This window comes from Massilia antarctica, assembly GCF_015689335.1.
In the GTDB taxonomy this organism is placed as follows: Bacteria; Pseudomonadota; Gammaproteobacteria; order Burkholderiales; family Burkholderiaceae_D; genus Telluria_A; species Telluria_A antarctica.
The window spans coordinates 2767322-2793580 of the sequence record NZ_CP065053.1 but is presented as its reverse complement, the minus strand read 5'-3'; the positions used below and the strand labels follow the sequence as shown (position 1 = coordinate 2793580).

Annotated in this window: 18 protein-coding genes, 2 tRNA genes, 3 rRNA genes and 1 riboswitch; of the genes, 14 read left to right on the top strand and 9 right to left on the bottom strand. The window is 62.5% G+C overall.

Features of this window, described 5'->3' with window-relative positions; genetic code table 11:
• Positions 1-35: 35 nt before the first annotated feature.
• The 7 genes from rrf to adh form a co-directional block, all read right to left on the bottom strand.
• Positions 36-148: ribosomal RNA gene (rrf, locus tag IV454_RS12580) — 5S ribosomal RNA — on the bottom strand.
• Positions 149-297: 149 nt separating this feature from the next.
• Positions 298-3188: ribosomal RNA gene (locus tag IV454_RS12575) — 23S ribosomal RNA — on the bottom strand.
• Positions 3189-3432: 244 nt separating this feature from the next.
• Positions 3433-3508, bottom strand: a tRNA-Ala gene (locus IV454_RS12570).
• Between the two features lie 10 nt (positions 3509-3518).
• A tRNA-Ile gene (locus tag IV454_RS12565) sits at positions 3519-3595 on the bottom strand.
• Positions 3596-3686: 91 nt separating this feature from the next.
• Positions 3687-5217 (bottom strand): 16S ribosomal RNA (locus IV454_RS12560).
• Together the 16S, 23S and 5S rRNA genes with 2 tRNA genes alongside form the textbook arrangement of a ribosomal RNA operon.
• Positions 5218-5673: 456 nt before the next feature.
• Positions 5674-6063, bottom strand: a complete 390-nt coding sequence (locus tag IV454_RS12555) for a DUF779 domain-containing protein (protein WP_206091718.1) — start codon at positions 6061-6063, stop codon at positions 5674-5676.
• Positions 6064-6080: 17 nt separating this feature from the next.
• The gene (gene adh / locus IV454_RS12550; RefSeq protein WP_206091717.1) at positions 6081-7601 is read right to left on the bottom strand and encodes an aldehyde dehydrogenase; all 1521 of its coding nucleotides are present in this window, start codon (positions 7599-7601) and stop codon (positions 6081-6083) included.
• Positions 7602-7824: 223 nt separating this feature from the next.
• Here adh and IV454_RS12545 point away from each other — a divergent pair, with 223 nt between their 5' ends.
• Positions 7825-9939: a TonB-dependent receptor family protein gene (locus IV454_RS12545; RefSeq protein ID WP_206091716.1), complete on the top strand. Its 2115-nt coding sequence runs from the start codon at positions 7825-7827 to the stop codon at positions 9937-9939.
• A gap of 60 nt (positions 9940-9999) precedes the next feature.
• Here the strand turns inward: IV454_RS12545 and IV454_RS12540 are convergent, their stop codons facing one another.
• Both IV454_RS12540 and IV454_RS12535 read right to left on the bottom strand, forming a co-directional pair.
• A complete protein-coding gene (locus tag IV454_RS12540) occupies positions 10000-11454 on the bottom strand; it encodes a DUF3482 domain-containing protein (protein WP_206091715.1) in 1455 nt (484 codons plus the stop codon).
• A complete protein-coding gene (locus tag IV454_RS12535; protein ID WP_206091714.1) occupies positions 11451-12929 on the bottom strand; it encodes a DUF2868 domain-containing protein in 1479 nt (492 codons plus the stop codon). Before IV454_RS12535 ends, IV454_RS12540 begins: the two co-directional genes overlap by 4 nt.
• A 161-nt stretch (positions 12930-13090) precedes the next feature.
• Here IV454_RS12535 and cobT point away from each other — a divergent pair, with 161 nt between their 5' ends.
• From cobT to IV454_RS12470, 13 genes are all read left to right on the top strand, one after another.
• On the top strand, positions 13091-14125 hold the full coding sequence (gene cobT, locus IV454_RS12530; protein WP_206092652.1) for a nicotinate-nucleotide--dimethylbenzimidazole phosphoribosyltransferase: 1035 nt from the start codon (positions 13091-13093) through the stop codon (positions 14123-14125).
• Positions 14126-14134: 9 nt separating this feature from the next.
• Positions 14135-14926 carry an adenosylcobinamide-GDP ribazoletransferase gene (locus IV454_RS12525; RefSeq protein WP_206091713.1) on the top strand — a complete coding sequence of 264 codons (792 nt, stop codon included), beginning with the start codon at positions 14135-14137 and terminating at the stop codon, positions 14924-14926.
• 2 nt (positions 14927-14928) lie between these two features.
• Positions 14929-15474, top strand: coding sequence for a histidine phosphatase family protein (locus tag IV454_RS12520; protein ID WP_206091712.1), 546 nt, complete (start codon positions 14929-14931; stop codon positions 15472-15474).
• A riboswitch (cobalamin riboswitch) is annotated at positions 15469-15690 on the top strand. Its footprint overlaps the gene before it by 6 nt.
• An 85-nt stretch (positions 15691-15775) precedes the next feature.
• Entirely contained in the window at positions 15776-17641 is a 1866-nt protein-coding gene (locus IV454_RS12515) for a TonB-dependent receptor plug domain-containing protein (protein ID WP_206091711.1), read from the top strand.
• Between the two features lie 19 nt (positions 17642-17660).
• The gene (locus IV454_RS12510; RefSeq protein ID WP_206091710.1) at positions 17661-18686 is read left to right on the top strand and encodes a FecCD family ABC transporter permease; all 1026 of its coding nucleotides are present in this window, start codon (positions 17661-17663) and stop codon (positions 18684-18686) included.
• Positions 18686-19459: an ABC transporter ATP-binding protein gene (locus IV454_RS12505; RefSeq protein ID WP_206092651.1), complete on the top strand. Its 774-nt coding sequence runs from the start codon at positions 18686-18688 to the stop codon at positions 19457-19459. The genes IV454_RS12510 and IV454_RS12505 overlap by 1 nt, the downstream gene beginning before the upstream one ends.
• Entirely contained in the window at positions 19456-20076 is a 621-nt protein-coding gene (gene cobO, locus IV454_RS12500; RefSeq protein WP_206091709.1) for a cob(I)yrinic acid a,c-diamide adenosyltransferase, read from the top strand. The genes IV454_RS12505 and cobO overlap by 4 nt, the downstream gene beginning before the upstream one ends.
• Positions 20076-21380: a cobyrinic acid a,c-diamide synthase CobB gene (locus IV454_RS12495; RefSeq protein ID WP_206091708.1), complete on the top strand. Its 1305-nt coding sequence runs from the start codon at positions 20076-20078 to the stop codon at positions 21378-21380. The genes cobO and IV454_RS12495 overlap by 1 nt, the downstream gene beginning before the upstream one ends.
• Entirely contained in the window at positions 21377-21934 is a 558-nt protein-coding gene (cobU, locus tag IV454_RS12490) for a bifunctional adenosylcobinamide kinase/adenosylcobinamide-phosphate guanylyltransferase (protein ID WP_206091707.1), read from the top strand. The genes IV454_RS12495 and cobU overlap by 4 nt, the downstream gene beginning before the upstream one ends.
• On the top strand, positions 21928-22863 hold the full coding sequence (gene cbiB / locus IV454_RS12485; RefSeq protein ID WP_206091706.1) for an adenosylcobinamide-phosphate synthase CbiB: 936 nt from the start codon (positions 21928-21930) through the stop codon (positions 22861-22863). Before cobU ends, cbiB begins: the two co-directional genes overlap by 7 nt.
• Positions 22856-23848, top strand: a complete 993-nt coding sequence (cobD, locus tag IV454_RS12480) for a threonine-phosphate decarboxylase CobD (protein ID WP_206091705.1) — start codon at positions 22856-22858, stop codon at positions 23846-23848. Before cbiB ends, cobD begins: the two co-directional genes overlap by 8 nt.
• A complete protein-coding gene (locus tag IV454_RS12475; RefSeq protein ID WP_206091704.1) occupies positions 23845-24723 on the top strand; it encodes a cobalamin-binding protein in 879 nt (292 codons plus the stop codon). The genes cobD and IV454_RS12475 overlap by 4 nt, the downstream gene beginning before the upstream one ends.
• Complete coding sequence (locus IV454_RS12470) at positions 24720-26165, top strand: cobyric acid synthase (protein ID WP_206091703.1); 1446 nt, start codon at positions 24720-24722, stop codon at positions 26163-26165. Before IV454_RS12475 ends, IV454_RS12470 begins: the two co-directional genes overlap by 4 nt.
• The last annotated feature ends 94 nt before the right edge of the window (positions 26166-26259 follow it).

Here is a 26259-nt window from a genome sequence, read left to right as displayed (position 1 = left end):
GCACAAAGGCCAACGGGGTTTCTCTCTTATAACTAGCCTGACGATGACCTACTTTCACACTGGTTGCAGCACTATCATCGGCGTAAAATCGTTTCACGGTCCTGTTCGGGATGGGAAGGGGTGGTACCGATTTACTATGGTCATCAGGCATAACTTGGTCAGCTTGGTGCTCCCGATCGGGCAGCACTAGCTTGAATCTGGAAGAAGTATCGTTTTATTGTATTACTTTGGGTAGTGACTGTGCATATCGCACAAAACACAACGCGCATTTCTTATCTCTGCACCTGCTAAGGTTATAGGGACAAGCCGTACGGGCAATTAGTATCAGTTAGCTTAATGCATTACTGCACTTCCACACCTGACCTATCAACGTCCTGGTCTCGAACGACCCTTTAAAGAGCTCAAGGCTCTGGGAAATCTCATCTCAAGGCAAGTTTCCCGCTTAGATGCTTTCAGCGGTTATCTCTTCCAGACTTAGCTACCCGGCAATGCCACTGGCGTGACAACCGGTACACCAGAGGTCTGTCCACTCCGGTCCTCTCGTACTAGGAGCAGCCCCCTTCAAATTTCCAACGCCCACGGCAGATAGGGACCAAACTGTCTCACGACGTTTTAAACCCAGCTCACGTACCACTTTAAATGGCGAACAGCCATACCCTTGGGACCGGCTACAGCCCCAGGATGTGATGAGCCGACATCGAGGTGCCAAACTCCCCCGTCGATATGAACTCTTGGGAGGAATCAGCCTGTTATCCCCAGAGTACCTTTTATCCGTTGAGCGATGGCCCTTCCATACAGAACCACCGGATCACTATGTCCTACTTTCGTACCTGCTCGACTTGTCAGTCTCGCAGTTAAGCACGCTTATGCCATTGCACTATCAACACGATGTCCGACCGTATCTAGCGTACCTTCGAACTCCTCCGTTACACTTTAGGAGGAGACCGCCCCAGTCAAACTGCCTACCATGCACTGTCCCCGATCCGGATAACGGACCAAGGTTAGAACCTCAAACAAACCAGGGTGGTATTTCAAGGATGGCTCCACGAAGACTGGCGTCCCCGCTTCAAAGCCTCCCACCTATCCTACACAGATTGGTTCAAAGTCCAATGCAAAGCTACAGTAAAGGTTCATGGGGTCTTTCCGTCTAGCCGCGGGTAGATTGCATCATCACAAACATTTCAACTTCGCTGAGTCTCGGGAGGAGACAGTGTGGCCATCGTTACGCCATTCGTGCAGGTCGGAACTTACCCGACAAGGAATTTCGCTACCTTAGGACCGTTATAGTTACGGCCGCCGTTTACTGGGACTTCAATCAAGAGCTTGCACCCCATCATTTAATCTTCCAGCACCGGGCAGGCGTCACACCCTATACGTCCACTTTCGTGTTTGCAGAGTGCTGTGTTTTTATTAAACAGTCGCAGCCACCAGTTTATTGCAACCCTTTCACCCTTCTGGAGTAAACCAGTCAAGCTACCGGGGCGTACCTTTTCCCGAAGTTACGGTACCAATTTGCCGAGTTCCTTCTCCCGAGTTCTCTCAAGCGCCTTAGAATACTCATCTCGCCCACCTGTGTCGGTTTGCGGTACGGTCTCGTATGACTGAAGCTTAGAGGCTTTTCTTGGAACCACTTCCGATTGCTTCAGAACCTAAGTTCCTCGTCTCGACCCCTTGAATTACGTGCCCGGATTTGCCTAAGCACCTTCTATGAGTCAAAAACCAACACTTCCAACCGTTGGACAACCTTCCGCGATCCGTCCCCCCATCGCATCATACGACGGTGCAGGAATATTAACCTGCTTCCCATCAGCTACGCATCTCTGCCTCGCCTTAGGGGCCGACTCACCCTGCTCCGATGAACGTTGAACAGGAAACCTTGGGCTTACGGCGTGGGAGCTTTTCACTCCCATTATCGCTACTCATGTCAGCATTCGCACTTCTGATACCTCCAGCATCCTTTACAAGACACCTTCGCAGGCTTACAGAACGCTCTCCTACCATATAGATCAAGATACAAGTATCGAGAAATATATCCGCAGCTTCGGTGACTGGCTTAGCCCCGTTACATCTTCCGCGCAGGACGACTCGATCAGTGAGCTATTACGCTTTCTTTAAATGATGGCTGCTTCTAAGCCAACATCCTGACTGTTTTAGCCTTCCCACTTCGTTTTCCACTTAGCCAATCTTTGGGACCTTAGCTGGCGGTCTGGGTTGTTTCCCTCTTGACGCCGGACGTTAGCACCCGACGTCTGTCTCCCAAGCTCGCACTCATCGGTATTCGGAGTTTGCAATGGTTTGGTAATTCGCAATGAACCCCTAGCCATAACAGTGCTCTACCCCCGATGGTGATACTTGAGGCACTACCTAAATAGTTTTCGGAGAGAACCAGCTATTTCCAAGTTTGTTTAGCCTTTCACCCCTACCCACAGCTCATCCCCTAATTTTTCAACATTAGTGGGTTCGGACCTCCAGGGCGTGTTACCGCACCTTCATCCTGGCCATGAGTAGATCACTTGGTTTCGGGTCTACACCCAGCGACTGTCGCCCTATTCGGACTCGATTTCTCTACGGCTTCCCTATACGGTTAACCTTGCCACTGAATGTAAGTCGCTGACCCATTATACAAAAGGTACGCAGTCACGGAACAAGTCCGCTCCTACTGTTTGTATGCACACGGTTTCAGGATCTATTTCACTCCCCTTCCGGGGTTCTTTTCGCCTTTCCCTCACGGTACTGGTTCACTATCGGTCGATTACGAGTATTTAGCCTTGGAGGATGGTCCCCCCATATTCAGACAGGATTTCTCGTGTCCCGCCCTACTTGTCGCACGCTTAGTTCCACACATCGAATTTCGTATAAGGGGCTATCACCCTCTATGGCACCAATTTCCAGTGGTTTCTACTATCCGTCATGCTAAAACGTGCAGGCTCATCCCATTTCGCTCGCCACTACTTTGGGAATCTCGGTTGATTTATTTTCCTGCAGCTACTTAGATGTTTCAGTTCGCCGCGTTCGCTTTGCATACCTATGTATTCAGTATGCAATGACCTAAAAGGCCGGGTTTCCCCATTCGGAAATCTGCGGATCAAAGCTTGTTTGCTAGCTCCCCGCAGCTTATCGCAAGCTACTACGTCCTTCATCGCCTGTAATCGCCAAGGCATCCACCATGTGCACTTATTCGCTTGTCCCTATAACGTTAGCCTCTGTTCCGAAGATCAAAGAGCGTTACAGAGATAAGAAAGTACAGCGTTGTTGCTTTGTTTTGATACATACAATCACTACCCATCGAACCGCCTGTCGGCGATTCGATTAAAACTTTACTTCTTCCAGATTGTTAAAGAACGAAACAGCTTTTAATCTCTGAAAGATCAAACCTAAACCCAGGCGCCAATTGCGCTGACTTACGTTTGTACTTTCAAGAGTTAAGTAGAGTGGTGGAGGATGACGGGATCGAACCGACGACCCCCTGCTTGCAAAGCAGGTGCTCTCCCAGCTGAGCTAATCCCCCAAGGAATACGTGGTAGGGCTGGTTGGACTCGAACCAACGACCCCCGCGTTATCAACACGGTGCTCTAACCAGCTGAGCTACAGCCCCGACTTGGACACTGCTACTGTTTCTTCTTAATTAAACAGCCGATAAGTGTGGACGTTTGTTGAACCGGCTCTATAGCCTGGTGCAACTCTAGAAAGGAGGTGATCCAGCCGCACCTTCCGATACGGCTACCTTGTTACGACTTCACCCCAGTCACGAATCCTACCGTGGTAAGCGCCCCCCTTGCGGTTAAGCTACCTACTTCTGGTAAAACCCGCTCCCATGGTGTGACGGGCGGTGTGTACAAGACCCGGGAACGTATTCACCGCGACATGCTGATCCGCGATTACTAGCGATTCCAACTTCATGTAGTCGAGTTGCAGACTACAATCCGGACTACGATACACTTTCTGGGATTAGCTCCCCCTCGCGGGTTGGCGGCCCTCTGTATGTACCATTGTATGACGTGTGAAGCCCTACCCATAAGGGCCATGAGGACTTGACGTCATCCCCACCTTCCTCCGGTTTGTCACCGGCAGTCTCATTAGAGTGCTCTTTCGTAGCAACTAATGACAAGGGTTGCGCTCGTTGCGGGACTTAACCCAACATCTCACGACACGAGCTGACGACAGCCATGCAGCACCTGTGTTACGGTTCTCTTTCGAGCACACCTCGATCTCTCGTGGCTTCCGTACATGTCAAGGGTAGGTAAGGTTTTTCGCGTTGCATCGAATTAATCCACATCATCCACCGCTTGTGCGGGTCCCCGTCAATTCCTTTGAGTTTTAATCTTGCGACCGTACTCCCCAGGCGGTCTACTTCACGCGTTAGCTGCGTTACCAAGTTAATTAAAACCCGACAACTAGTAGACATCGTTTAGGGCGTGGACTACCAGGGTATCTAATCCTGTTTGCTCCCCACGCTTTCGTGCATGAGCGTCAATCTTGACCCAGGGGGCTGCCTTCGCCATCGGTGTTCCTCCACATCTCTACGCATTTCACTGCTACACGTGGAATTCTACCCCCCTCTGCCAGATTCTAGCCTTGCAGTCTCCATCGCAATTCCCAGGTTGAGCCCGGGGATTTCACGACAGACTTACAAAACCGCCTGCGCACGCTTTACGCCCAGTAATTCCGATTAACGCTTGCACCCTACGTATTACCGCGGCTGCTGGCACGTAGTTAGCCGGTGCTTATTCTTCAGGTACCGTCATTAGCAAGGGATATTAGCCCTCACCGTTTCTTCCCTGACAAAAGAGCTTTACAACCCGAAGGCCTTCTTCACTCACGCGGCATTGCTGGATCAGGCTTTCGCCCATTGTCCAAAATTCCCCACTGCTGCCTCCCGTAGGAGTCTGGACCGTGTCTCAGTTCCAGTGTGGCTGGTCGTCCTCTCAGACCAGCTACTGATCGATGCCTTGGTAGGCCTTTACCCCACCAACTAGCTAATCAGATATCGGCCGCTCCAGGAGCATGAGGTTCTTGCGAATCCCCCACTTTCATCCTTAGATCGTATGCGGTATTAGCGTAACTTTCGCTACGTTATCCCCCACTCCAGGGTACGTTCCGATATATTACTCACCCGTTCGCCACTCGCCGCCAGGTTGCCCCGCGCTGCCGTTCGACTTGCATGTGTAAGGCATGCCGCCAGCGTTCAATCTGAGCCAGGATCAAACTCTTCAGTTCAATCTCTGTTTAATGTCCTTGCGGACAGATCGCTCACTCAAAATACTGACAGGCCACTTCTTGCGAAGCGCCTAATTTCTTTTTTGTGAACATTTGATAATTTAAGTATTCAACATCGCTTACGCTCTGTTGGCACCTTCATCAAACGCCCACACTTATCGACTGTTAATTGTTAAAGAACTTATTCTGTACTACTTCTGCCGTTTGCTACGAAGCGTTGTGTTCGTTGCAGCAGAGAGGTGAGATTATGCAGCGTTTCGCGTTTCTCGTCAACCCCTTCTTTACTACCGCGTCTCTTTCGGGACGGCCCCAACTGCCTGCTAACTACTTGATTTCGTTAACCCTTTCAGCGGGGAGGCGAACTATAGCAAAGCCCTCGCCACGCTGGCAAGAACTTTCTGAAAGGCCACACATTTCGTCGCCTCCAGCCGACGCCCCGCTCACCAATACACGTATTTATGTGTCGCGCGGCCCCTCCTTCACGCCTGGCAGCGCGTTGAACTCATCGTCAGTGAAGAGCCGGGAGCGCGTCAGGAAGCGGCGCCCCGTCCCATTGTCCAGAGAGAACATGCCGCCATTGCCAGCGACCACGTCGATGATCAGCTGCGTATGTTCCCAGTAGGCGAATTGCTCCCTTCCCATATAGAAGGCGGCGCCATGCAGGTTCCCCAGGTACACATCGGTATCGCTGATATTGAATTCGCCGTCCGGATAGCACATTGGGGCGCTGCCATCGCAGCAGCCGCCCGACTGAAAGAACATGACCGGCCCATGCCGCGCGCGCAACTCGTCGATCATTGCGCCCGCGGCATCGGTTGCGACCACCCTTGGAAGCGCGTCACCCATGCGACACTCCCCTGCGGTTAAAAGAAACCCATCGCGTTCGGGTTATAGCTGACCAGCAGGTTCTTGGTCTTCTGGTAGTGATCGAGCATCATCTTGTGATTTTCGCGCCCGATGCCCGATTGTTTGTACCCGCCGAACGCGGCATGCGCCGGATACAGGTGGTAGCAATTGGTCCATACGCGCCCCGCCTCAATGGCGCGGCCGATCCGGAAGGCGCGCGAACCGTCACGCGTCCACAGACCGGCGCCGAGCCCATACAAGGTATCGTTCGCAATGCGCAGGGCATCGGCTTCGTCGGTGAAGGTCGTCACCGACACCACCGGACCAAAAATCTCTTCCTGGAAGATGCGCATCTTGTTATCGCCCTTGAACACGGTCGGCTGCACGTAATACCCGCCTTCCATATCGCCCGCTTGCATATTGCGCTCGCCGCCGGTGAGCAATTGCGCCCCCTCCTGCTTGCCGATGTCGAGATACGAGAGGATTTTTTCCAGCTGTTCCTGCGATGCCTGCGCGCCGATCATGGTCGACGCATCGAGGGGATTGCCCTGCTTGATCGCCGCCACCCGCTCCAAGGCGCGGGCAATGAATTTGTCGTAAATCGATTCCTGAATCAGCACGCGCGAGGGGCAGGTGCACACCTCGCCCTGGTTCAGCGCGAACATGGCAAAGCCTTCCAGGCATTTGTCGAAAAACGCGTCGTCCGCATCCATCACATCGGCAAAGAAGATATTCGGCGACTTGCCGCCCAGTTCCAAGGTGACCGGAATCAGGTTTTGCGCCGCGTATCCCATGATCAGTCGCCCGGTACCGGTCTCGCCCGTGAAGGCGATCTTGGCGATGCGCTTGCTCGACGCCAGCGGCTTGCCCGCCTCCAGCCCGTAACCGTTCACGATATTGAGCACACCAGGCGGCAACAGGTCGCCAATCAGCTCGATGAGCACCATGATCGACGCCGGCGTCTGCTCGGCCGGCTTGAGCACAACGCAGTTACCCGCAGCCAGGGCCGGCGCCAGCTTCCACACGGCCATCAGGATCGGAAAATTCCACGGAATGATCTGCCCCACCACGCCAAGCGGCTCATGGAAGTGATAGGCATACGTTTCGTGATCGATCTCCGCGACCGATCCTTCCTGCGCGCGAATGCACCCGGCGAAGTAGCGGAAATGGTCAATCGCCAGCGGAATATCGGCCGCGGTCGTCTCGCGGATGGGCTTGCCGTTGTCGATCGTCTCCGCGGTGGCCAGCAGGCTGAGGTTCTGCTCCATGCGGTCGGCGATTTTATTCAGGATATTGGCGCGCTCGCCCTGCGACGTCTTACCCCACGCTTCCTTGGCGGCATGCGCGGCATCGAGCGCGAGTTCGATATCTTCCGCGCTCGAGCGCGCAATCTCGCAAAATACCTGCCCGGTGATCGGCGTGACATTGCCGAAGTACTCGCCATTCACTGGGGCAACGAATTTTCCACCAATGTAATTGTCGTAGCGTTGTTTGAATGGATTGGCCACGCCCAGCTTGCTGATATCTGCGAGATTCATGTCTTCCTCTTCCTTTATGGTTATGTACCGGGAATCTCAGCATAGACGCAGATCAACTGGAGTGCCTGCGCAAACGCAAAGAAACTGTCAACGGCTTCCCACAGGCTAGTCTTTTCGTTAGTGCTACGGCGCACATTAGGGCACCGGGTTCTCCGTGCTCGCTGCAGGATCCGGGCGGCGCGCGTATATTGCGTACCGACGCTAAAAATCCACCGGAGAACCCATGAAGCTGCGCCCGTTTCGACTGAACCACATCGCCACTTTATTCGCCTTGGGTACGGCGGGCATGGCCGCGGCCGCCGATGCGCCATTGGCCGATGTGGTCGTCATTAGCGGAAGCCGGGTCGAACATGGCAGTTTCGACCTGCCGGCCGCCATCGACGTGCTCGATACGGCCCGCATCCGCGACGGCCAACTGCGCGTCAACGCATCGGAATCGCTCAGCGCGGTACCCGGCCTGGTGGCCCAGAATCGCCAGAATTACGCGCAAGACCTGCAGATCTCTTCGCGCGGCTTCGGCGCCCGTTCCGCCTTCGGCGTGCGTGGCGTGCGCCTGATTGCCGACGGCATCCCTGCAACCATGCCCGATGGACAGGGGCAAGCGGCCACCTTTAACCTGGACATGGCCGAGCGCATCGAAGTGCTGCGCGGCCCCTTTTCCGCCATCTACGGCAACCATTCCGGCGGCACCGTGCAGCTGTTCACGCGCGACGGCCAGGGCCGGCCGAGCATTGAAGGCAGCGTCATCGGCGGCGGCAAGGGCACGCGCAAGGTGGACGTCAACGCGCAAGGAGCGGCCAATGGCATCGGCTACGTGATCGACACGTCCCGCTTCGACACCGATGGCTACCGCGCGCACAGCGCCGCCACGCGCGACCAGAGCTTTGCCAAGCTGACACTCGCGCCCACCAGCACCAGCAAGCTGACCCTGAGCGCCAGCGCCCTGAGCCAGGACGACACACAAGATCCGCTCGGCGTCACCTGGGCCACTTACCAGCGCGACCCGCGTGCCGGCGAAACCGATGCCACCGATACACAGACGCCCAAGCGCACCATTGCCGACCGCTACGACACGCGCAAGAGCATTGACCACAAGCAAATCGGCGCCGCCTTCGAGCAGCGCCTGGGCGACGACAAGGTGCGCGCGATGGTGTATGGCGGCAATCGCCAGGTCATCCAGTACCAGGCGTTTTCGAAATTCGTGCAGACGCCCGCCAGCCAGTCCGGCGGCGTGGTCGATTTCGACCGCGATTTTTACGGCGCGGACATCAACTGGCTCAAGGTGCGCAGCGTGGCCGGCGGCAAGCTGAGCACCACCATCGGCATCGATTACGGCCGTTCGACCGACGAGCGCCAGGGCTACGAGAATTTCATTGGTAACCAGTTCGGGCTGCAGGGCAAGCTGCGCCGCGACGAAAGCAATACCGTGTCCAGCGTTGACCCGTATGCCCAGGCCGAATGGCAAGGCGGCGACTGGGTGTTGACCGCCGGCCTGCGCCACAGCCGCATGAAAGTATCGGTGGACGACCGTTTTATTACCAATGGCAACGACAGCGGCAGTGTCAGCTACCGCCACACGACACCCGTGCTTGGCGCCTTGGTCAAAATCTCGCCGGCCATCAATGTCTACGCCAGCGCGGCGCGCGGCTTCGAGACACCGACCTTGAACGAGCTGTTCTATTCCGGCGCCGGCGCCGGCTTCAACTTTGCGCTCAAGCCCGCCACCAGTACCCACGTGGAAGCTGGTGTGAAAGCCTATCTCGGCAGCAACACGCGCATCAACGCCGCGCTATTCCACGTGAAGACCAGCGACGAGCTGGTGGTCGATATCTCTGGCGGCGGGCGCACCAGTTACCGCAACGCCAGTGAAACCCTGCGCAAAGGCGCGGAAGTCTCGCTGGACAGCAACTTCGGCGCGGGATTCAGTGGACGCCTGGCAATGACAGCCTTGAATGCCACCTACGAACAGGGGTTCGGTAACGTCACGGCCGGCAGCCGCTTGCCGGGCGTGCCCAAGGCCAATCTGTTCGGCGAGCTGGCATGGAAGAGCAACGACGATGGCTTCGGCGCGGCGCTGGAAACCATCGCCAGCAGCAAGGTATATGCCGACGACGCCAACGCGGATATCGCCGCGCCCGGCTACGCGATATGGAATGCGCGCTTCCAGGCCAAACAGTCATTGGGCGGGTGGCGCCTGAAGCAGTTCGTGCGCTTGAATAACCTGAGCGACCGCCGGTATGTGGGATCGGTGATCGTCGGCGATGCCAACAAGCGCTTTTACGAAGCCGCGCCACAGCGCAACTGGCTGGCGGGCGTCAGTGCCCAATACGTATTCTGATTTGTCGAGAAACGGCGCAGCAGAAAATGCGTGACTAGCCGTCTTACACGACAAGCAAAGTCAGACCGGCTCCGGATACAGCTTCGCCAGGGTCGCGCGCGCCACTGTCGTCGCGATTGCCTCGACATCGGCCGCCGCCTTGCCGGCCGCGCCCTCCTCGCGCAGCGCCTGCCACAGCCCGGCCAGCTTCCCCGCCTCCCGCGCCACCGCGCTTTCCACTTCCGCCTGCCAGAACGCCGACGCCTCGCCTTCGACGAAGTTGCCGCGCCCGCGCCCGAAGTGCGCCACCGCCAGATAACGCAGGACGCTACCGATCAGCAAGGTTTGCAGGAAATCGTCGGCGAATTGCATCGTGGTGCGGTTGCGGTCGGTGCTGGTGTTAAAGCCCCAGGCCGCTCCGGCCGCCGTCAGCGCGCCCACTACCCCGCCCAGCAAGGCCCCGGCGCCGAAAGTCAATCCGCCCGCCATCAGATCGGCCGACAAGCCGGTCGCCGCGCCCGACACCACCGCCCCCAGCAGCCCCGCCTGGGCCCGGTCGACCGGGGCGCGCACGGTGAAATTCTTGCTCACACGCGCGTTGATCTTGGGCGCCTCGCTCGGATCGAGCTTGTGCAGCGCCAGCAGGCGCGCGGTGGTGGCCGCGATGTTCTGGTTGAGCCGGTCGATCAGCACCCCCATGGCCCGCTCCTGCCGCTGCTGGTCGCTCTTGCCCAGGCCCACCACTTTCAAGGCCGACTTGAGGAAGGTCTTCTCGTCCGCCTCAACCGGTTCGCTATCGCGCGCCGCGCCGGCCAGCTGCGCACCGGTGATGCGCATCGACTCATCGAAGCGCTCGCGGTTGTTCGCTTCCCACTGCGCAAACAGGCGCGCGTATCCGGCCCGCTTGGACTCGTCGACCAGCTTGCCGACCGCCTCGTAAAAGACACGCTCATGCACCCAGCAGCGGGCGAAGGCATCGAGCGCCAGCACATCGCGCACGATCTTGTACTGGTCCAGATGCTGTTTCCAGCGCGCCTGCTCTTCCTGTTCCTCATGCGCGGGACGCGGCGGCCCCAGCTGGTTGAGCAGCACCACGACGGGCTTCCCGAGCCACTCCAGGATGCGCATTTCGGCCGGCATATAGCCAGCGTCGCGCGGATGTTCGGACGAGTTGACCAGATACAGCACCACGTCCGCTTCATCGCGCGCGGTGCGCAGCGCCTGCTGGCTGAGCCAGAACGGGCGGTCGCGGTAGCGGTCCAGCACTTCGCGCAGGAACCAGCCGATCGGATTGCCCGACATGCCCAGCCGCTTGAGCAGGCGCACCGAATCGCCGAAACCGGGCGTGTCCCACAATTGCAGGGTATCGCCCCCGGCTGTCTTGAGTAGCAGGTGCGACTCGGCGAAGATGGTCACGTGGGCGGCATCGCGCACCTCGCCCACGTCGACCCCGACCAGGGTACGCGCCAGGGTGGTCTTGCCGTTGTTGGTATGCGAGATCAGCGCAAACTGGATGTGGACAGGGGTGTCGCTCATGATGCCTTCGATAAACTAAGTCCGGCGCCGGATTCCAGCGAACGGCGCTCCGGATCGAGCAGGTTGACGATGGTCGCCGGGGCGCGGTGGAAGTTGCAAAACTGTTGCCATAGCGCGATGCGTTCGGCCAGCCGCACATCGTCCCCGGCCTGGGCGACGCTGCGCTCGACCAGTGCCGATTCATCGATCAGCACCGCAATGCCGCGCCTGGACGAGCGCACCAGATAATCGAGAAAGGCGCCGTGATTTTCCTTCTCCGGCGTCGCCGCCAGGCTGAACAGCACAGCGGTCACCGTCACGTTCGGGTCGTCCAGGCTCAGGTCGCGCAGGCTGTCCACGGCCTCTTCGCCATAGCTGGACGACGGGCGCAGCATCACCCGCGCCTGTTCGCCGAACAGGGTGAGCGCCACCTGCGAGAGGCCCTGGTGGCGCGGCTCGTCGAGCGTAAAGCTGTACGGCAGCACGCGCAGCACAGCCGGCGCGGTGGTGCCGGCCTCGCCGTTCAGTTTGCGGAAATACGGTTGTTCCAGGTCCAGCGGAAACCTGTTGTGCATCTGTTGCGCGCGCCAGTGGGCAACACCCGCCAGGATCAGGCGCGGCAGCACCACCAGCAGCAGCAAGGTCGCGCCATATAAATGGACCCATCTGGCCCCGCCCGCCCCGCTGGGCGTGCGCGAAAAATGCAAGGCTTCGATATCGGCCACGCTGAAGCCGTCCAGCGGCAACAGCGCCACGGCCGGCGCGAACACGACCGACAGGATGGCATGCACCTGCCCGGCGCCCAGGAAGGTGCTTTCCCAGCCGGCCACATATTCCGACAGAAATCCGCGCGCGTACAGCGACAGGATCGCGCCCATGGCGAACATGGCGGCGGCCAGATGCATGGTGCGCGCCAGGCGCGCGTGCGTCAGCTTTGCGCTCAGCTCGGTCCACTGCAGGCTGAAATCGGTCAGCGCGGCCGCCAGCACATGCGGCAACTTGCGCGGCAGCGACAATTGCGCCCCGCTCAGGCGGCGCAGCAAGGCCGGCGAGACCCAGCCGTTCTTGCGCGCGGGCACGAACAGCCAGGCCAGCAACAGCAGATACACCGCTACATTCCAGCCGATAACCGCCAGCAACGGCGCCGACAGCAGGTCGACCCGGTGCGGATCGCCAATCCGGTCGACCCCGGCGCCGACCACCAGCGCCAGCAGCGGCACGCCCAGCGACAACGCCTTGAACCCACCGCGCCGCCGCGCAATGGCCGCGAAGACGGGTGTGCGCTCGCCCAGCCGCTTGAGGATCTGCTCGGCGCGCTGCTGCAAGAAATGCTCGTTCGTGACCTCCGACTTGCTGTCCGATGCCTGCCATTGCGCCAGTTCCCGCGCGCTACGGCTGGCATACAGGCGATCGTCGTCGCTCAGCACCTCATGCTTGCCATCCATTGTTTCAACGGAGCGCACCAGCACCACATCCCGCGCAACCTGCTCGTTCATGTTCTTCCTATTTTTTTAATACAGTCTTTTGTATGAAACGACAACATTCACAGGCCAATTGTGCCGCACTTTGATCGTCCACGCTGGTCTTGCAGAAACCCCGGAACGCGAGTGTGCTATCTTAGCGCGGAAATTTCTTGACACTTTCTTATCTCTCCACGATGCGCCTCCCTGACATACTTTCCACCCACGACCCACTGCTGGCCAGCGAACTGACCCAAGCGATCGACAACAAGACCAAGCCGCTGGGCAGCCTGGGCGCGCTCGAAACCCTGGCGAAGCAGATCGGCCTGATCCAGCAAACGACCAGGGTCGCGCTGCACAAGCCGGCCATCCTCGTGTTCGCGGCCGATCACGGCGTGGTGGCCGAAGGCATCTCGGCCTATCCGCAAAGCGTGACCTGGCAAATGGTCGAGAACTTCCTGTCCAAGGGCGCGGCCATCAACGTGTTCGCGCGCCAGAACGGCTGCGCGCTGCAAATCATCGACGCCGGCGTGAATCACGATTTCGGCAAGCGCGCAGCCCTGATGGACTGCAAGGTCGGACGCGGCACCGCCAACTTCGCGCAGCAGCCGGCCATGAGCTGGGCCGAATGCGCCGCCGCCCTGGCGCATGGCATGCGCATCGTCGGCAACCTGGAAGGCAATGTGATCGGCTTCGGCGAAATGGGCATCGGGAACACCACCGCCGCCGCTGCCCTGATGCACAAGCTGACCGGCTCGCCGGTGGCCGATTGCGTCGGCGCCGGCACCGGCCTTTCGCCAGAGGGCGTGCTGCACAAGCAAAACGTGATCGAGGCGGCGGTCGCCCTGCATGGCGAGATGAGCGAGCCACTCGACATCCTGGCCACCTTCGGCGGCTTCGAGATTGCCATGATCGCCGGCGCCATGCTCAAGGCGGCCGAGCGGCGCATGGTGCTGCTGATCGACGGCTTCATCGTCAGCAGCGCGCTGCTGGTGGCGGCGCGCCTGCAACCGGCCATCCTCGATTACTGCGTGTTCTCGCACTGCTCCGACGAAGCGGGCCACGCGCGCATGCTCGGTCACTTCCAGGCCAAGCCGCTGCTCAACCTGGGCCTGCGATTGGGCGAAGGCACCGGCTGCGCCCTGGCGCTGCCGCTGCTGCACGCGGCCGTCAACTTCCTCGGCGAGATGGCCACCTTCCAGTCGGCGCGGGTCAGCGGCCAGTCGGCGTAAGTACGGACCATGGCCAGCATCGTCCACCAGTGCCGGCTGTTCTTCATCGCGCTGCAGTTTTTCACCCGCGTGCCGATTCCGGGCTGGGTCGGATTCGATCCGGCCTGGCTGCACCATGCATCGCGCTATTTTCCGCTGGTCGGCGTGGTCGTCGCCGGCGTTGCCGCGGCGGTGTATGCGGGCGCCGCATGGCTCTGGCCCGCGCCGGTGGCGGTGCTGCTGTCGACGGTGGCGGCGATCTACCTGACCGGCGCCTTCCACGAGGACGGCCTGGCCGACATGTGCGACGGCTTCGGCGGCGGCTTGAGCACCGAGCGGGTGCTGGAAATCATGAAGGACTCGCGCATCGGCACCTACGGCGCGGTCGGCATGGGGCTGACGGTGGCGCTCAAGTGCGCCCTGCTGTCCTTTCTGCCCGCACCCGCCGTCATCGCGGCGCTGTTCATCGCCCATCCCTTGTCGCGCCTTGCCGCGGTGAGCCTGATCTGGGAAATGGAATACGCGCGCGCCGAGGGCAAGGCCAAGCCGATGGCCCAGCATATGAGCAACCGCGAATTCGGCATCGCCTGCGCCTGCGCCGGTGTGCCCGCACTGGCGCTGGCCACGGCCGGCATGGTGCCCTGGCTTGCGCTGCTCACCGGCGTGATGGGCGCCGCGCTGGTGGCGTGGTGGCTGGGCGCCAAGTGCCTGCGCCGCATCGGCGGCTACACCGGCGACTGCCTGGGCGCCGTGCAGCAGGTGGCCGAGGTGGTCATCTATCTGGCGCTGCTGGCGTTTTTCCATCACGGCCTCTGGGGCTGAGAATGCGCCTGTATCTGGTACGCCACCTGGCGCCGCAGGTCGCGCCCAGCGTGTGCTACGGACGCACCGACCTCGCTGTCGATCCGGACATGCAGGCGCTGGCCCTGCCCGCCCTGCGCGCCGCCCTGCCCGCTGGCATGCCGCTGTTTTCCAGCCCCCTGCGGCGCTGCGCCGACCTGGCGGCCGCCTTGGGCGGCGCGGCGGTGCGATATGACGCGCGCCTGGCCGAACTCGATTTCGGCGAATGGGAAATGCGCCGCTGGGACGACATCGACCGCGCCGGCGTCGATGCCTGGGCCGCCGACATGGCCGGCTACCGCCCCGGCGGCGGCGAAAGCGTCGCCGACATGGCGCGCCGCGTGTCCGCGTTTCATGCCGACTGCATGCGCCTGCCAGCGCCCGGCGCCATCGTCATCTGCCACGCCGGTACCATCCGCCTGCTGTCGGCGCGCGCGCGGGGCCTGGCGCCCGAGGCCATGGCGCTGGAAGCGGCGCAGCATCCCCACGCCATTGCCTACGGCGAGACCGTCATCATCGACTGTGTATAATTATCGGGTTTTGGTGCCCGCGCCCATGTCCATGAGCGCAGTTAAACTGGGAAACACGAAGCCTGCAACAGGCCAACGTGTGCTGCCCCCGCAACGGTAAGCAAATGTCGCCCACGTAGCGACGAGCCGCCTCGAACGACCACTGTGCATTTGGCATGGGAAGGTGAGACGGCCGCATTTGCCAGCCCGGATACCGGCCAAAACAGGTGGAAGCGTGCGGCCAGGTCCGCGCGTTTCTTTTCAATCTGGCCAACGGGGACGTCGGCCGGTTGCTCGCAATCGCATTCACTGAAGATTTGTCATGACCTTTCCTGTTGTACGCCACGCGGTCCTGACGTCGCTCGCGCTAGCTTTTACCTCCCCATGTGCCCTGGCCGACAGCGCCGCCGATACGGCCGTTGCCGCCGTCGTCATCACCGCCGCGCGCGCACCGCAGCCGTCCAGCGACGTGCTGAGCGACCATGTGCTGATCAGCGCCACCGACATCGCCCGCTCGGGCGCGGGCAATGTCGTCGAACTGCTGCAAAAGCAGCGCGGCATCGAGATCACGCGTAACGGCGGTCCGGGCAGCGCATCGCAGGTCTTCATCCGTGGCGGCGACGCCAAACAGACCGTGGTGCTGGTCGACGGCGTCCGCATTGGCTCGTCCACGATCGGCATCGCCAACTGGGCCACCCTGCCGCTGGCGAACATCGACCGCATCGAAATCGTCTACGGCCCGCTGGCCACCATGTACGGCGCCGACGCCATCGGCGGCGTGGTGCAGATTTTCACCCGGCGCGGCGCCGGCGCGCCAAAGGTCACCGCCGCCGTGGAAGCGGGCAGCGACAAGGCGCGCTCGATGGCGTTCGGCGTGGCCGGCGCCAGCGAAGGGGAGAACAGCATCAGCTACGCTTTCGGTGTATCGAAGGACAAGGATGACGGTTTCTCGACGACCAAACCGGGCAATTTTTCCTACAACCAGGACAACGACGGCTATGCCAGGGACAGCGCCACCGGCCAGTTGGGCATCGTGCTGGCAAAGGGTCACGAAGCGGGCCTGCTGTACCTGCACAGCCATCTCAAGTCGCAGTACGATGCGGGGCCGGGTCCTTTCGACGTGCGTAGCGTGCAAAACATGGACAACATCGCCGTGTATTCGAAACACCAGATCACGCCCAACTGGAAAGTGAGCCTGCAGGCGTCCGAGGCCGATGACAAATCGGTCAACTTCTCCAGTGCGACAAGCAGCAACCGCATCGACACGCGCCTGCACGCCTACAGCATGCAGAACGACATCGCCCTTGGCAGCGACTTGCTGCAACTGGTGCTGGAACGGCGCGTGGAAGACGTGTTCGCCGACACCACGCGCGCCTTGAACACCAGCCGCGCGACCAATTCGTTGGCCGCCGCCTACTCGCTCAAGCGCGGCAACCATCTGGCCAGCGCCAGCGCGCGGCGCGACGACAGCACCCAGTACGGCGCCAAGGTCACCGGCGGCGTCGGCTACGGCTACAAACTCACGCGGGCGCTGCGCGTGAACGCCAGCGCCGGCACCAGCTTTCGCGCACCGACCTTCAACGAACTGTATTACCCGAACTACGGGGTCGATACCAACAAGCCGGAACATGGCAGGAACGTCGAAGGCGGCGTGTATTACAACGACGGCACGCTTGAGGCCAGCGCGGTCTGGTACCGCAACCGCCTGAGCGACCTTTTGGTCAACACCAGCAAATGCCCGGTCCAGCTGGAGACGCATCCGAACGGCTGCGCCTACAACGTCGACCGCGCCACCCTGGAAGGCATCAGCCTTGGTGCACGCACCCGCATGGGCGCCTTCGACATGAGCGGTTCGCTCGATCTGCAGGACCCGCGCGACGACACCACTGGCAAAAGCCTGCAGCGGCGCGCCAGGCGCCACGCCAAGTTCGCCATCGAGTACAGCGCGGGCGCACTGGCCGCCGGCGCCGGTGTACAGTTATCCGCCAAGCGCTTCGACGACCTGGCCAACCGCAACACGCTGCCCGGCTACGGACTGGTGAACCTGTTTGCCGAATATCGCTTTGCACCCGACTGGTCAGCCGTGCTACGGTTGAACAACGCCGCCGACAAACAGTATGAAACGGCGCGCAATTACGCCACCGCCGGCCGACAGGTGTTTGCCGGCGTCCGCTACGGCATCCGCTAAGGCAGCACATAGGAATCGCATGCATCCGTTCTTTCGCAACATGCGCCATCGGGCCAAGGTCGTCATCACGGCGCTCTGCTTGCTGGCGTTGGCAAGCCTGGTGGTCTCCGGGATGGTCGGCTCGGTGCCGATTCCGCTGGCGGAGATGCCGGGCGCGCTGATCGCGCTGGCGAAAGGCGATACCTCGACCCTGGCCGCCACCCTGCTCGACCTGCGCCTGTCGCGCGCACTGGTGGCATTCGTCACCGGCAGCGCGCTCGCGCTGGCCGGCGTGATGATGCAAGCCTTGCTGCGCAATCCCCTGGCCGAACCGTATGTACTGGGCATCTCGGCCGGTGCGTCGGTCGGCGCGCTGGCCGCGCTGCTGTTCATGTGGGCCATGTGGATGGTCGACGTGGCCGCCTTCGTGGGCGCGGTTGCCGTCTCGATGCTGCTGTACCTGCTGGCGCGGCGCGATTTGCGCGGCAACGCGGCGGCCGAAGGCGGCTCGTCCCTGCTGCTGCTGACCGGCGCGATCCTGTCCACGTCGTGCATCGCGCTGGTGACCCTGATGCTCTCGATCGCGCCCGAAAGCCGCTTGCGCAGCATGATTTTCTGGATGATCGGCGACATCGCCGGCGCCCCTTTGCGCCCGCTGCCGTGGATCGTGCTGGCTGCCGGCCTGGCCTTCGCGCTGCGCAGCGCCCGATCCTTGAACGTGCTGGCGCTGCACGCGGAAGCCGCCGCCACCCTGGGCATTCCGGTCAGCGCCCTGCGCAAGGGCTTGTTTTTCTGCTCCGGCATGCTGACCGCCAGCGCCGTGACCAGCGCCGGCAGCATCGGCTTCGTCGGCCTGATCGTGCCGCATGCCTGCCGCTTCGCCTGCGGCCCCGATCACCGGCTGCTGATTCCCGCAGCCACCCTGGCCGGCGGCGCCTTCCTGGTGCTGGCCGATACCTTGGCGCGCACCGTCCTGGCGCCGCAGCAGTTGCCGGTGGGCGTGATCACCGCGCTGATCGGCGCCCCCGTCTTCCTGTATCAACTCCACCGGCTGAACCGCTCATGATGATCGAAGCGCGCCAACTGCTGCTCACCGCCGGCAGCCGCACCCTGGTGGAAAAGCTCGACTGGCAAGTGCGCGGCGGCGAATCGTGGTGCATTATCGGCCGCAACGGCGCCGGCAAAAGCACCCTGATGCGCGCCCTGGCCGGCCTGCGCGAGCCCGATGGCGGCAGCATCGCCATCGGCGGGCGCGTGCTCAAGGACTGGCCGCTGGAAGAACTGGCGCGCCAGCGCGCCTTCTTGCCGCAATCGCGCAGCGACGCCTTTGCCTACCGCGCCATCGAAACCGTGCTGGCGGCGCGCCATCCCTACCACGCCAACCGCTACTGGGAAGGCAGCGACGACTACGCCATCGCGCACGCCGCGCTGGCCTCGATGGAAGTGGCCGACCTGGCCGAACGCGACGTGCGCACCCTGTCCGGCGGCGAGCGCCAGCGCGTGGCGATTGCCGCCATGCTGGCGCAGGATACACCCCTGCTGCTGCTGGACGAACCGGCCAACGCGCTCGACCTGGCGCACCAGCACAGCGTGATGCGCCTCTTGGAAAAACTGTGCCGCGAGCAGGGCAAGACAGCCGTGATGATCGGCCACGACCTGAACCTGGCGCACCAGGCGTCGAGCCACGCGCTCCTGATGATGGGCGACGGCGAATGGCTGGCCGGCCCGGTCGACGACGTGATGCAAGCACCGGTCCTGAGCCGCTACCTTGGCCACCCGATTGAAGTCCTTCCCCACGGCGCCCGCCGTATTTTTATCCCAACCGAGGAATCCGCATGAGTGACGACACCGCAACGAGCGAACTCAATGAACGCCACCGCGTCCGCATGGAGCGCAAGAAGGCCGTCATCGACCAGAAGATCGCCGAGGCGCAAAAGGAAATCGGCATCATCATCGTCAACACCGGCAATGGCAAGGGTAAGAGTTCGAGCGGCTTCGGCATGGTGGTACGCGCCATGGGGCACGGCATGAAGGTGGCGGTGGTCCAGTTCATCAAGGGTGCGATGTCGACCGGCGAAGAAAAATTCCTGCGCCGCTTTCCCGACGAAGTGAGCTTCCACGCCATGGGCGAAGGCTACACCTGGGACACCCAGAACCGCGAGCGCGACATCGAAAAAGCCGAGGAAGCGTGGGCGCTGGCCAAGGGCTTCCTGTCCGACCCGGCCATCGGCCTGGTGCTGTTCGACGAACTCAATATCGCGCTCAAGTACAAATACCTGGACGTCCACGCCGTCATCGCCGACCTGCTCGACCGGCCCGGCATGCAGCACGTGGTCATCACCGGGCGCGGTGCACCGGAAGAACTGATCGCGATTGCCGACACGGTGACCGAAATGGCCGTGGTCAAGCATGCCTTCAAGGCCGGCATTGCGGCGCAAGCCGGGACGGAGTTCTGATGGCCGACCACGCAGATGTGCGCGTGCTGCTGGTGGCCGCCGTGTCGTCCGGCCAGGGCAAGACCACCGTGACGGCCGCCCTGGCGCGCGCGCTGGTGCGGCGCGGCCAGCGCGTGCGCGTCTTCAAGTGCGGCCCCGATTTTATCGACCCCATGCTGCTGGAACGGGCCAGCGGCGCCCAGGTCGGCTCGCTCGACCTGTGGATGGTGGGGCGCGAGCAGTGCCGCAGCCAGCTGGCGGCGGCCGCGCTGGAAGCCGATGTGATTCTGATCGAAGGCGTGATGGGCCTGTACGACGGCACGCCCTCGTCGGCCGACCTGGCGCGCGAATTCGGCCTGCCGGTGATGGCGGTGATCGACGCCTCGGCCATGGCGCAAACCGCCGGCGCCCTGGTGCACGGCTTGCGCGACTACGGCCCGGTGGAAATGGCGGGCGTGATCGCCAACCGTGTCGCCAGCAAGGGACACGGAGCGATGGTGGCGGCGTCGATGCGCGACATTCCGCTGATCGCCATCCTGCCGCGCCAGACCAAGACCCTGCCCGAACGCCACCTGGGCCTGGTGCTGCCGGCCGAAGTGCAGGATGTGGACGGCCTGCTCGACCTGCTGGCCGACCAGCTGGAGTTCGACGACGCTGCGTGGATGCAACTGCGTAGCACCCGCATCGACCTCACCGCGCGCGTGGAAGCGCCGGCACCGCTGCTGGCCGGGCGCACCATCGCCATTGCGCGCGACGCCGCCTTTGCCTTCCTGTACCCGGCCAACCTGGACACCCTGCGCGCGCTGGGTGCCAGCCTCGCCTTCTTTTCGCCGCTGGCCGACGATGCGGTGCCGGCGCAGGCCGACGCGGTGTATCTGCCCGGCGGCTATCCGGAACTGCACGGCGAAACCTTGGCCGGTGCCGCGCGCTGGCGCGCATCGATCCGCGCCGCGCATGCGGCAGGCATGCCGATCGTCGCGGAATGCGGCGGCATGATGGCGCTGGCCGATTCGCTGGCCGACCAGGCGGGCACGGTGTGGCCGATGGCCGGCCTGCTCGAAGGCAGCGTGACCATGCAGGCGCGCATTGCCGGTCTCGGTTCGCAAGGGCTTGAGATGCCGCAAGGCCTGCTGCGCGGGCACACGTTTCACTACTCGCGCCTGGAAACCGGTATCACGCCGGCGGCGCACACGGTCAAGCATCCGAGCGGCGCCAGCGGCGAGGCGCTGTACCGCGCCGGCTCCTTGACGGCATCGTACTTCCACGCCTATTTCCCATCCTGTCCGGCTGCGGTGGCGGCCCTGTTTTCAAGGAGCCAGGCATGACGACCACGCTGATCCTGGGCGGCGCGCGTTCCGGCAAAAGTTCGTACGCCGAAAAGCTGGCGCTCGAATCGGGCAAAGAAGTGGTCTACATCGCCACCGCGCGATCCGGCGATGGTGAAATGGCGCAGCGCATCGCGACCCATCGTTCGAGCCGGCCGGGAAGCTGGACCACCATCGAAGAGCCGCTGCAGCTCGGTGACGCGATCCTGCGCTGCAGCGAACCGGACACCCTGGTGCTGGTCGATTGCCTGACCCTGTGGCTGACCAATCTGATTTTCTCGGTCGACCAGGACTTCCCGGAAGTGGGCGTGATCGGCCTGCCTGCGATCTTTTACGAACAGTGCGATGCGCTGCTGGCCGCCTTGCCCGAAGCGCCCGGCGACGTCATCCTGGTATCGAACGAAGTGGGACTGGGGATCGTGCCTTACGGCGCCGTGTCGCGCTGCTTCACCGACGAGGCGGGCCGGCTGAACCAGGCCGTGGCCAAGGTGTGCGACCGTGCCCTGTTCATCGTGGCCGGCATGCCGCTCACCATGAAAGGCCAGGCATGCTGAGTGGCCTGACCCTCGCGCAGGTGGCGCTGCTGCTGGCGGGCGGCGTGCTGCTGGACCTGCTCCTGGGCGAAGCACGCCGCTTTCATCCGCTGGTGGGCTTCGGCAATCTGGCCAACCGCATCGAGCGCACGCTCAATCGCGGGCAAGGCCGCCTTGCGCGCGGGGTGCTGGCGTGGATGCTGGCGGTGCTGCCGCTGGCGGCACTGGGCGCGCTGGTATGCGTTAAGACAGGGCTGGCCGCGCATGCTGTCCTGCTGTACTTCTGCCTGGGTTTCCGCAGCCTGCGCGACCATAACCTGCCGATCGCGCAGGCGCTGGAAAGCGGCGACCTGACGCAGGCGCGCCTGCTGACGGCACGCATCGTCAGCCGCGATACCGCCAGCGCCAGCGAGGCGGACCTGGCCAAGGCAAGCGCCGAATCGCTGCTCGAAAATGGTAACGACGCGGTGTTCGGCACCCTGTTCTGGTTCGTGGTGGCCGGCGGCGCGGGCGCGCTGCTGTTCCGGCTGGCGAACACGCTCGATGCGATGTGGGGCTACAAGAGCACCCGCTTCCTGCAATTCGGCTGGGCGGCGGCGCGCATCGACGATGTACTCAATTACGTGCCGGCGCGCCTGACCGCGCTCTCGTACGTGCTGCTGGCCGATCACCGGCGCGCGGCCTGGGAATGCTGGCGCGCGCAGGCGCCGGGCTGGCCAAGCCCGAACGCGGGTCCGGTGATGGCGAGCGGCGCCGGCGCGCTGGGCCTGGCGCTTGGCGGCAGCGCGACCTATGACGGCGTGGCCGAACAGCGCCCGCCGCTGGGACGCGGCCGGGCCGCGCAGGCTGGCGATATCGCGCGCGCCTGGAAGCTGGTGCGCGCCACCGCGCTGCTGTGGCTTGGCGTGGCCGCGGCGGCGGCACTCTTGACGGGAGCAATCCATGCTTGAACACGGCGGCAACCTGCGTGCGGCATCGATCCGCTTCAACCGGCCACTGGACGACTGGCTGGACCTGTCGACGGGACTGAATCCGACCTGGTACCCGGCGCCGCAACTGGCGGGTAATGCGTGGCACCGGCTGCCGGAAACCGATCCTGAATTGACGCGGGCGGCGAGCGCCTTTTACGGCGCGCCGTGCATGCTGGCCGTGGCCGGCACGCAAGCCGCGATCCAGGCGCTGCCCCAGTTGCGCCCCCCATCGCGCGTAGTGGTGGCCGCGCCGTCGTATGCCGAACATGCGCACCACTGGGCCAGGCATGGGCACAGCATGAGCGAGGTGCAATACGATGCGCTCGATGCGGTGCTGCCAGAATGCGACGTGCTGGTGCTGTGCAATCCGAATAATCCGACCGGCGCCACCGTGGCGCCGGAACGCTTGCTGGACTGGGCCGCGCAGTTGGACCAGCGCGGCGCTTGGCTGGTGGTGGACGAAGCCTTTGGCGACACCGCGCCTCAGCTGAGCGTGGCCGCGCACAGCGACCGCCCCGGCCTGATCGTGCTGCGCTCTGTCGGAAAATTCTTTGGCCTGGCCGGCGTGCGCATGGGTTTCGTGGGGGCGCATGCGCCCCTGCTGTCGCAACTCGCCGACTTGCTCGGGCCGTGGACGGTCAGCGGTCCGGCGCAGCAGGTTTCAACGGCGGCGCTGCGCGATGGGGCGTGGCAGGAGACGATGCGCGCACGGCTTGCCAGCGAAGGCGCGCGCTTGCGAACGCTGCTCGCTGCAAATGGCATCGCCTCGACCGGCACCGACCTGTTTCAATGGTGGCCTGAAGCGCAGCCGGAGGCATTCTGGCAGCACATGGCCAAACGCGGGATCTGGGTGCGGCTGTTTCCCAAGGCGGCGCGGGGCATTCGCCTTGGCCTGCCGGCGGATGTTGATGGATGGCGGCGCCTGGCGCTCGCCCTGGAAGAATGGAACCTGGGATCACGATGAAAAAACTGTTTGCGGCATTTGCCGGCATGATCGCGCTGAACGCGGGCGCGGCGATCACCGTCCATGATGACGATGGCAAGCCGGTGACCTTGCAAAAACCCGCCCAGCGGGTGATTGCGCTGGCCCCACACGTAACCGAGATGCTGTACGCGGCCGGCGGCGCCGAGCGCCTGATTGCCGCCGTCGCCTACAGCGATTATCCGGAAGCGGCCAAGCGTCTGCCGCAAGTGGGCAGCCACAGCGGGTTCGACATGGAGCGCGTCGCCTCTCTCAAGCCGGACCTGATCGTGGTCTGGATGCACGGCAGTTCAGAGCGTCAGATCGACCAGATCCGCGCGCTCGGCATTCCCATGTTCCACAGCGAGCCGCGTAAGCTCGACGACATTGCCAGCAACCTCACGCGCCTCGGAAAGCTGATGGGCACCGAAGCCGTGGCCGACCCGGCGGCGGCCGATCTGCGCAAGCGCCTCGGCGCAATGCAGCTCAAATATGCCAAGCGCGCGCCGGTGCGCATGTTTTACCAGGTGTGGGACAAGCCGCTCTACACGCTCAACGACGGCCATATCCTGAGCGACGCCATGCGCTTGTGCGGCGGCGAGAATGTATTCGGCAAGCTGAAAGTCACCGCGCCAGTGGTCACGGTGGAAGCGGTACTGCAGGAAGATCCGGAGGCGCTGTTCAGCGGCGAGCGCAGTCCCACGGACGTAGGCCTTAATCTGTGGAAGCCTTACATCACCATGACGGCGGTCAAGCGCGGCAATTTGTTCAGCATCGACGGCAACCTGCTCAACCGCTCCGGGCCGCGCATGATCGCCGGCGCCGAAATCCTGTGCGAGAAACTCGACATCGTGCGCCAGCGCCGCACCTCGCCATGAGCAGCTTTCCTTATCACACGCTGATGGTGCAGGGAACCACGTCCGACGCGGGCAAGAGTACCGTGGTGGCGGCCTTGTGCCGCCTGCTGAAAAACGAGGGCGTGACGGTGGCGCCGTTCAAGCCGCAGAACATGGCCTTGAACAGCGCGGTGACGGCTGACGGCGGCGAAATCGGCCGCGCCCAGGCGCTGCAGGCGATTGCCGCCGGCGTGGCGCCGCATACGGACATGAATCCGGTGCTGCTCAAGCCATCGAGTAACATCGGCGCGCAGGTGGTCATTCACGGCAAGGTGCGGGCCGAGATGAATGCACGCGACTACCATCAGTACAAGACCGTGGCGATGGGCGCCGTGCTCGAATCGTACGATCGCCTGCGCCAGCAGTACCAGGCAATCGTGGTGGAAGGCGCCGGCAGCCCGGCGGAGATCAACCTGCGCGACCGCGATATCGCGAACATGGGCTTCGCCGAGGCGGTCGACTGCCCGGTGATCCTGGTGGCCGACATCGACCGCGGCGGCGTGTTCGCGCATATCGTGGGTACGCTCTCATGCCTGTCGCAGAGTGAGCGTGACCGGACCATCGGTTTCGTCATCAACCGTTTTCGCGGCGATATCTCGCTGCTGGAACCGGGCCTGGAATGGCTGGAACAGCAGACCGGCAAACCGGTGCTGGCGGTGCTGCCTTACCTGCAAGGCCTGTTCCTCGACGCGGAAGACGCGGTGCAGGCGGTGCAAGCCTCGCACGGCGCCTTCAAGGTGGTGGTGCCGTCGCTGCCGCGCATGAGCAATCATACCGATTTCGATGCGCTGCGCGTGCATCCGGATGTGGACCTGCAGTTCGTGCGCCAGAACGAGGCCAAGCCGGCCTGCGACCTGTTGATTATCCCGGGCAGCAAAAACACGCGCGGGGACCTGGCCTATCTGCTCGACCAGGGCTGGGGGCCGTATATCGACAAGCACCTGCGCTACGGCGGCAAGGTGATCGGCATTTGCGGCGGCTTCCAGATGCTGGGGCGCGAGGTGACCGATCCGCATGGAGTGGAAGGCGAGAGCGGCGTGACCGCAGGCCTCGGCCTGCTCGACCTGCGCACCGAACTGACCACCGACAAGCGCCTGGCGCAGGTGGCGGGCCGCTGCGCCTTCACCGATGCCGAGGTGACGGGCTACGAGATTCACATGGGCGTCTCCAGCGGCGCGGCGCTCGATACGCCGGCGTTTCGCATCGATGGTCGGGCCGAAGGCGCGCGCTCGAAGGACGACCAGATCCTGGGCAGCTACCTGCACGGTATGTTCGACCATCCGCAAGCCTGCGCGGCGCTGCTGCGCTGGGCGGGCCTGGACAGCACGGCCACGGTGGACACCGGCCAGTTGCGCGAGGCGAGCCTGGAACGCATCGCCGAGGCAGCGCGCCCCTTGTACGAGGCGCTGTGTGCGATCAAATAGCACCTCGCTACCTGTTGCAAAAAGGCCAAGCAAGCGACCTTTCGCGATTGGCGTACTTACTACATGTGTAGAATGAGGGCAATAATTTACTCTT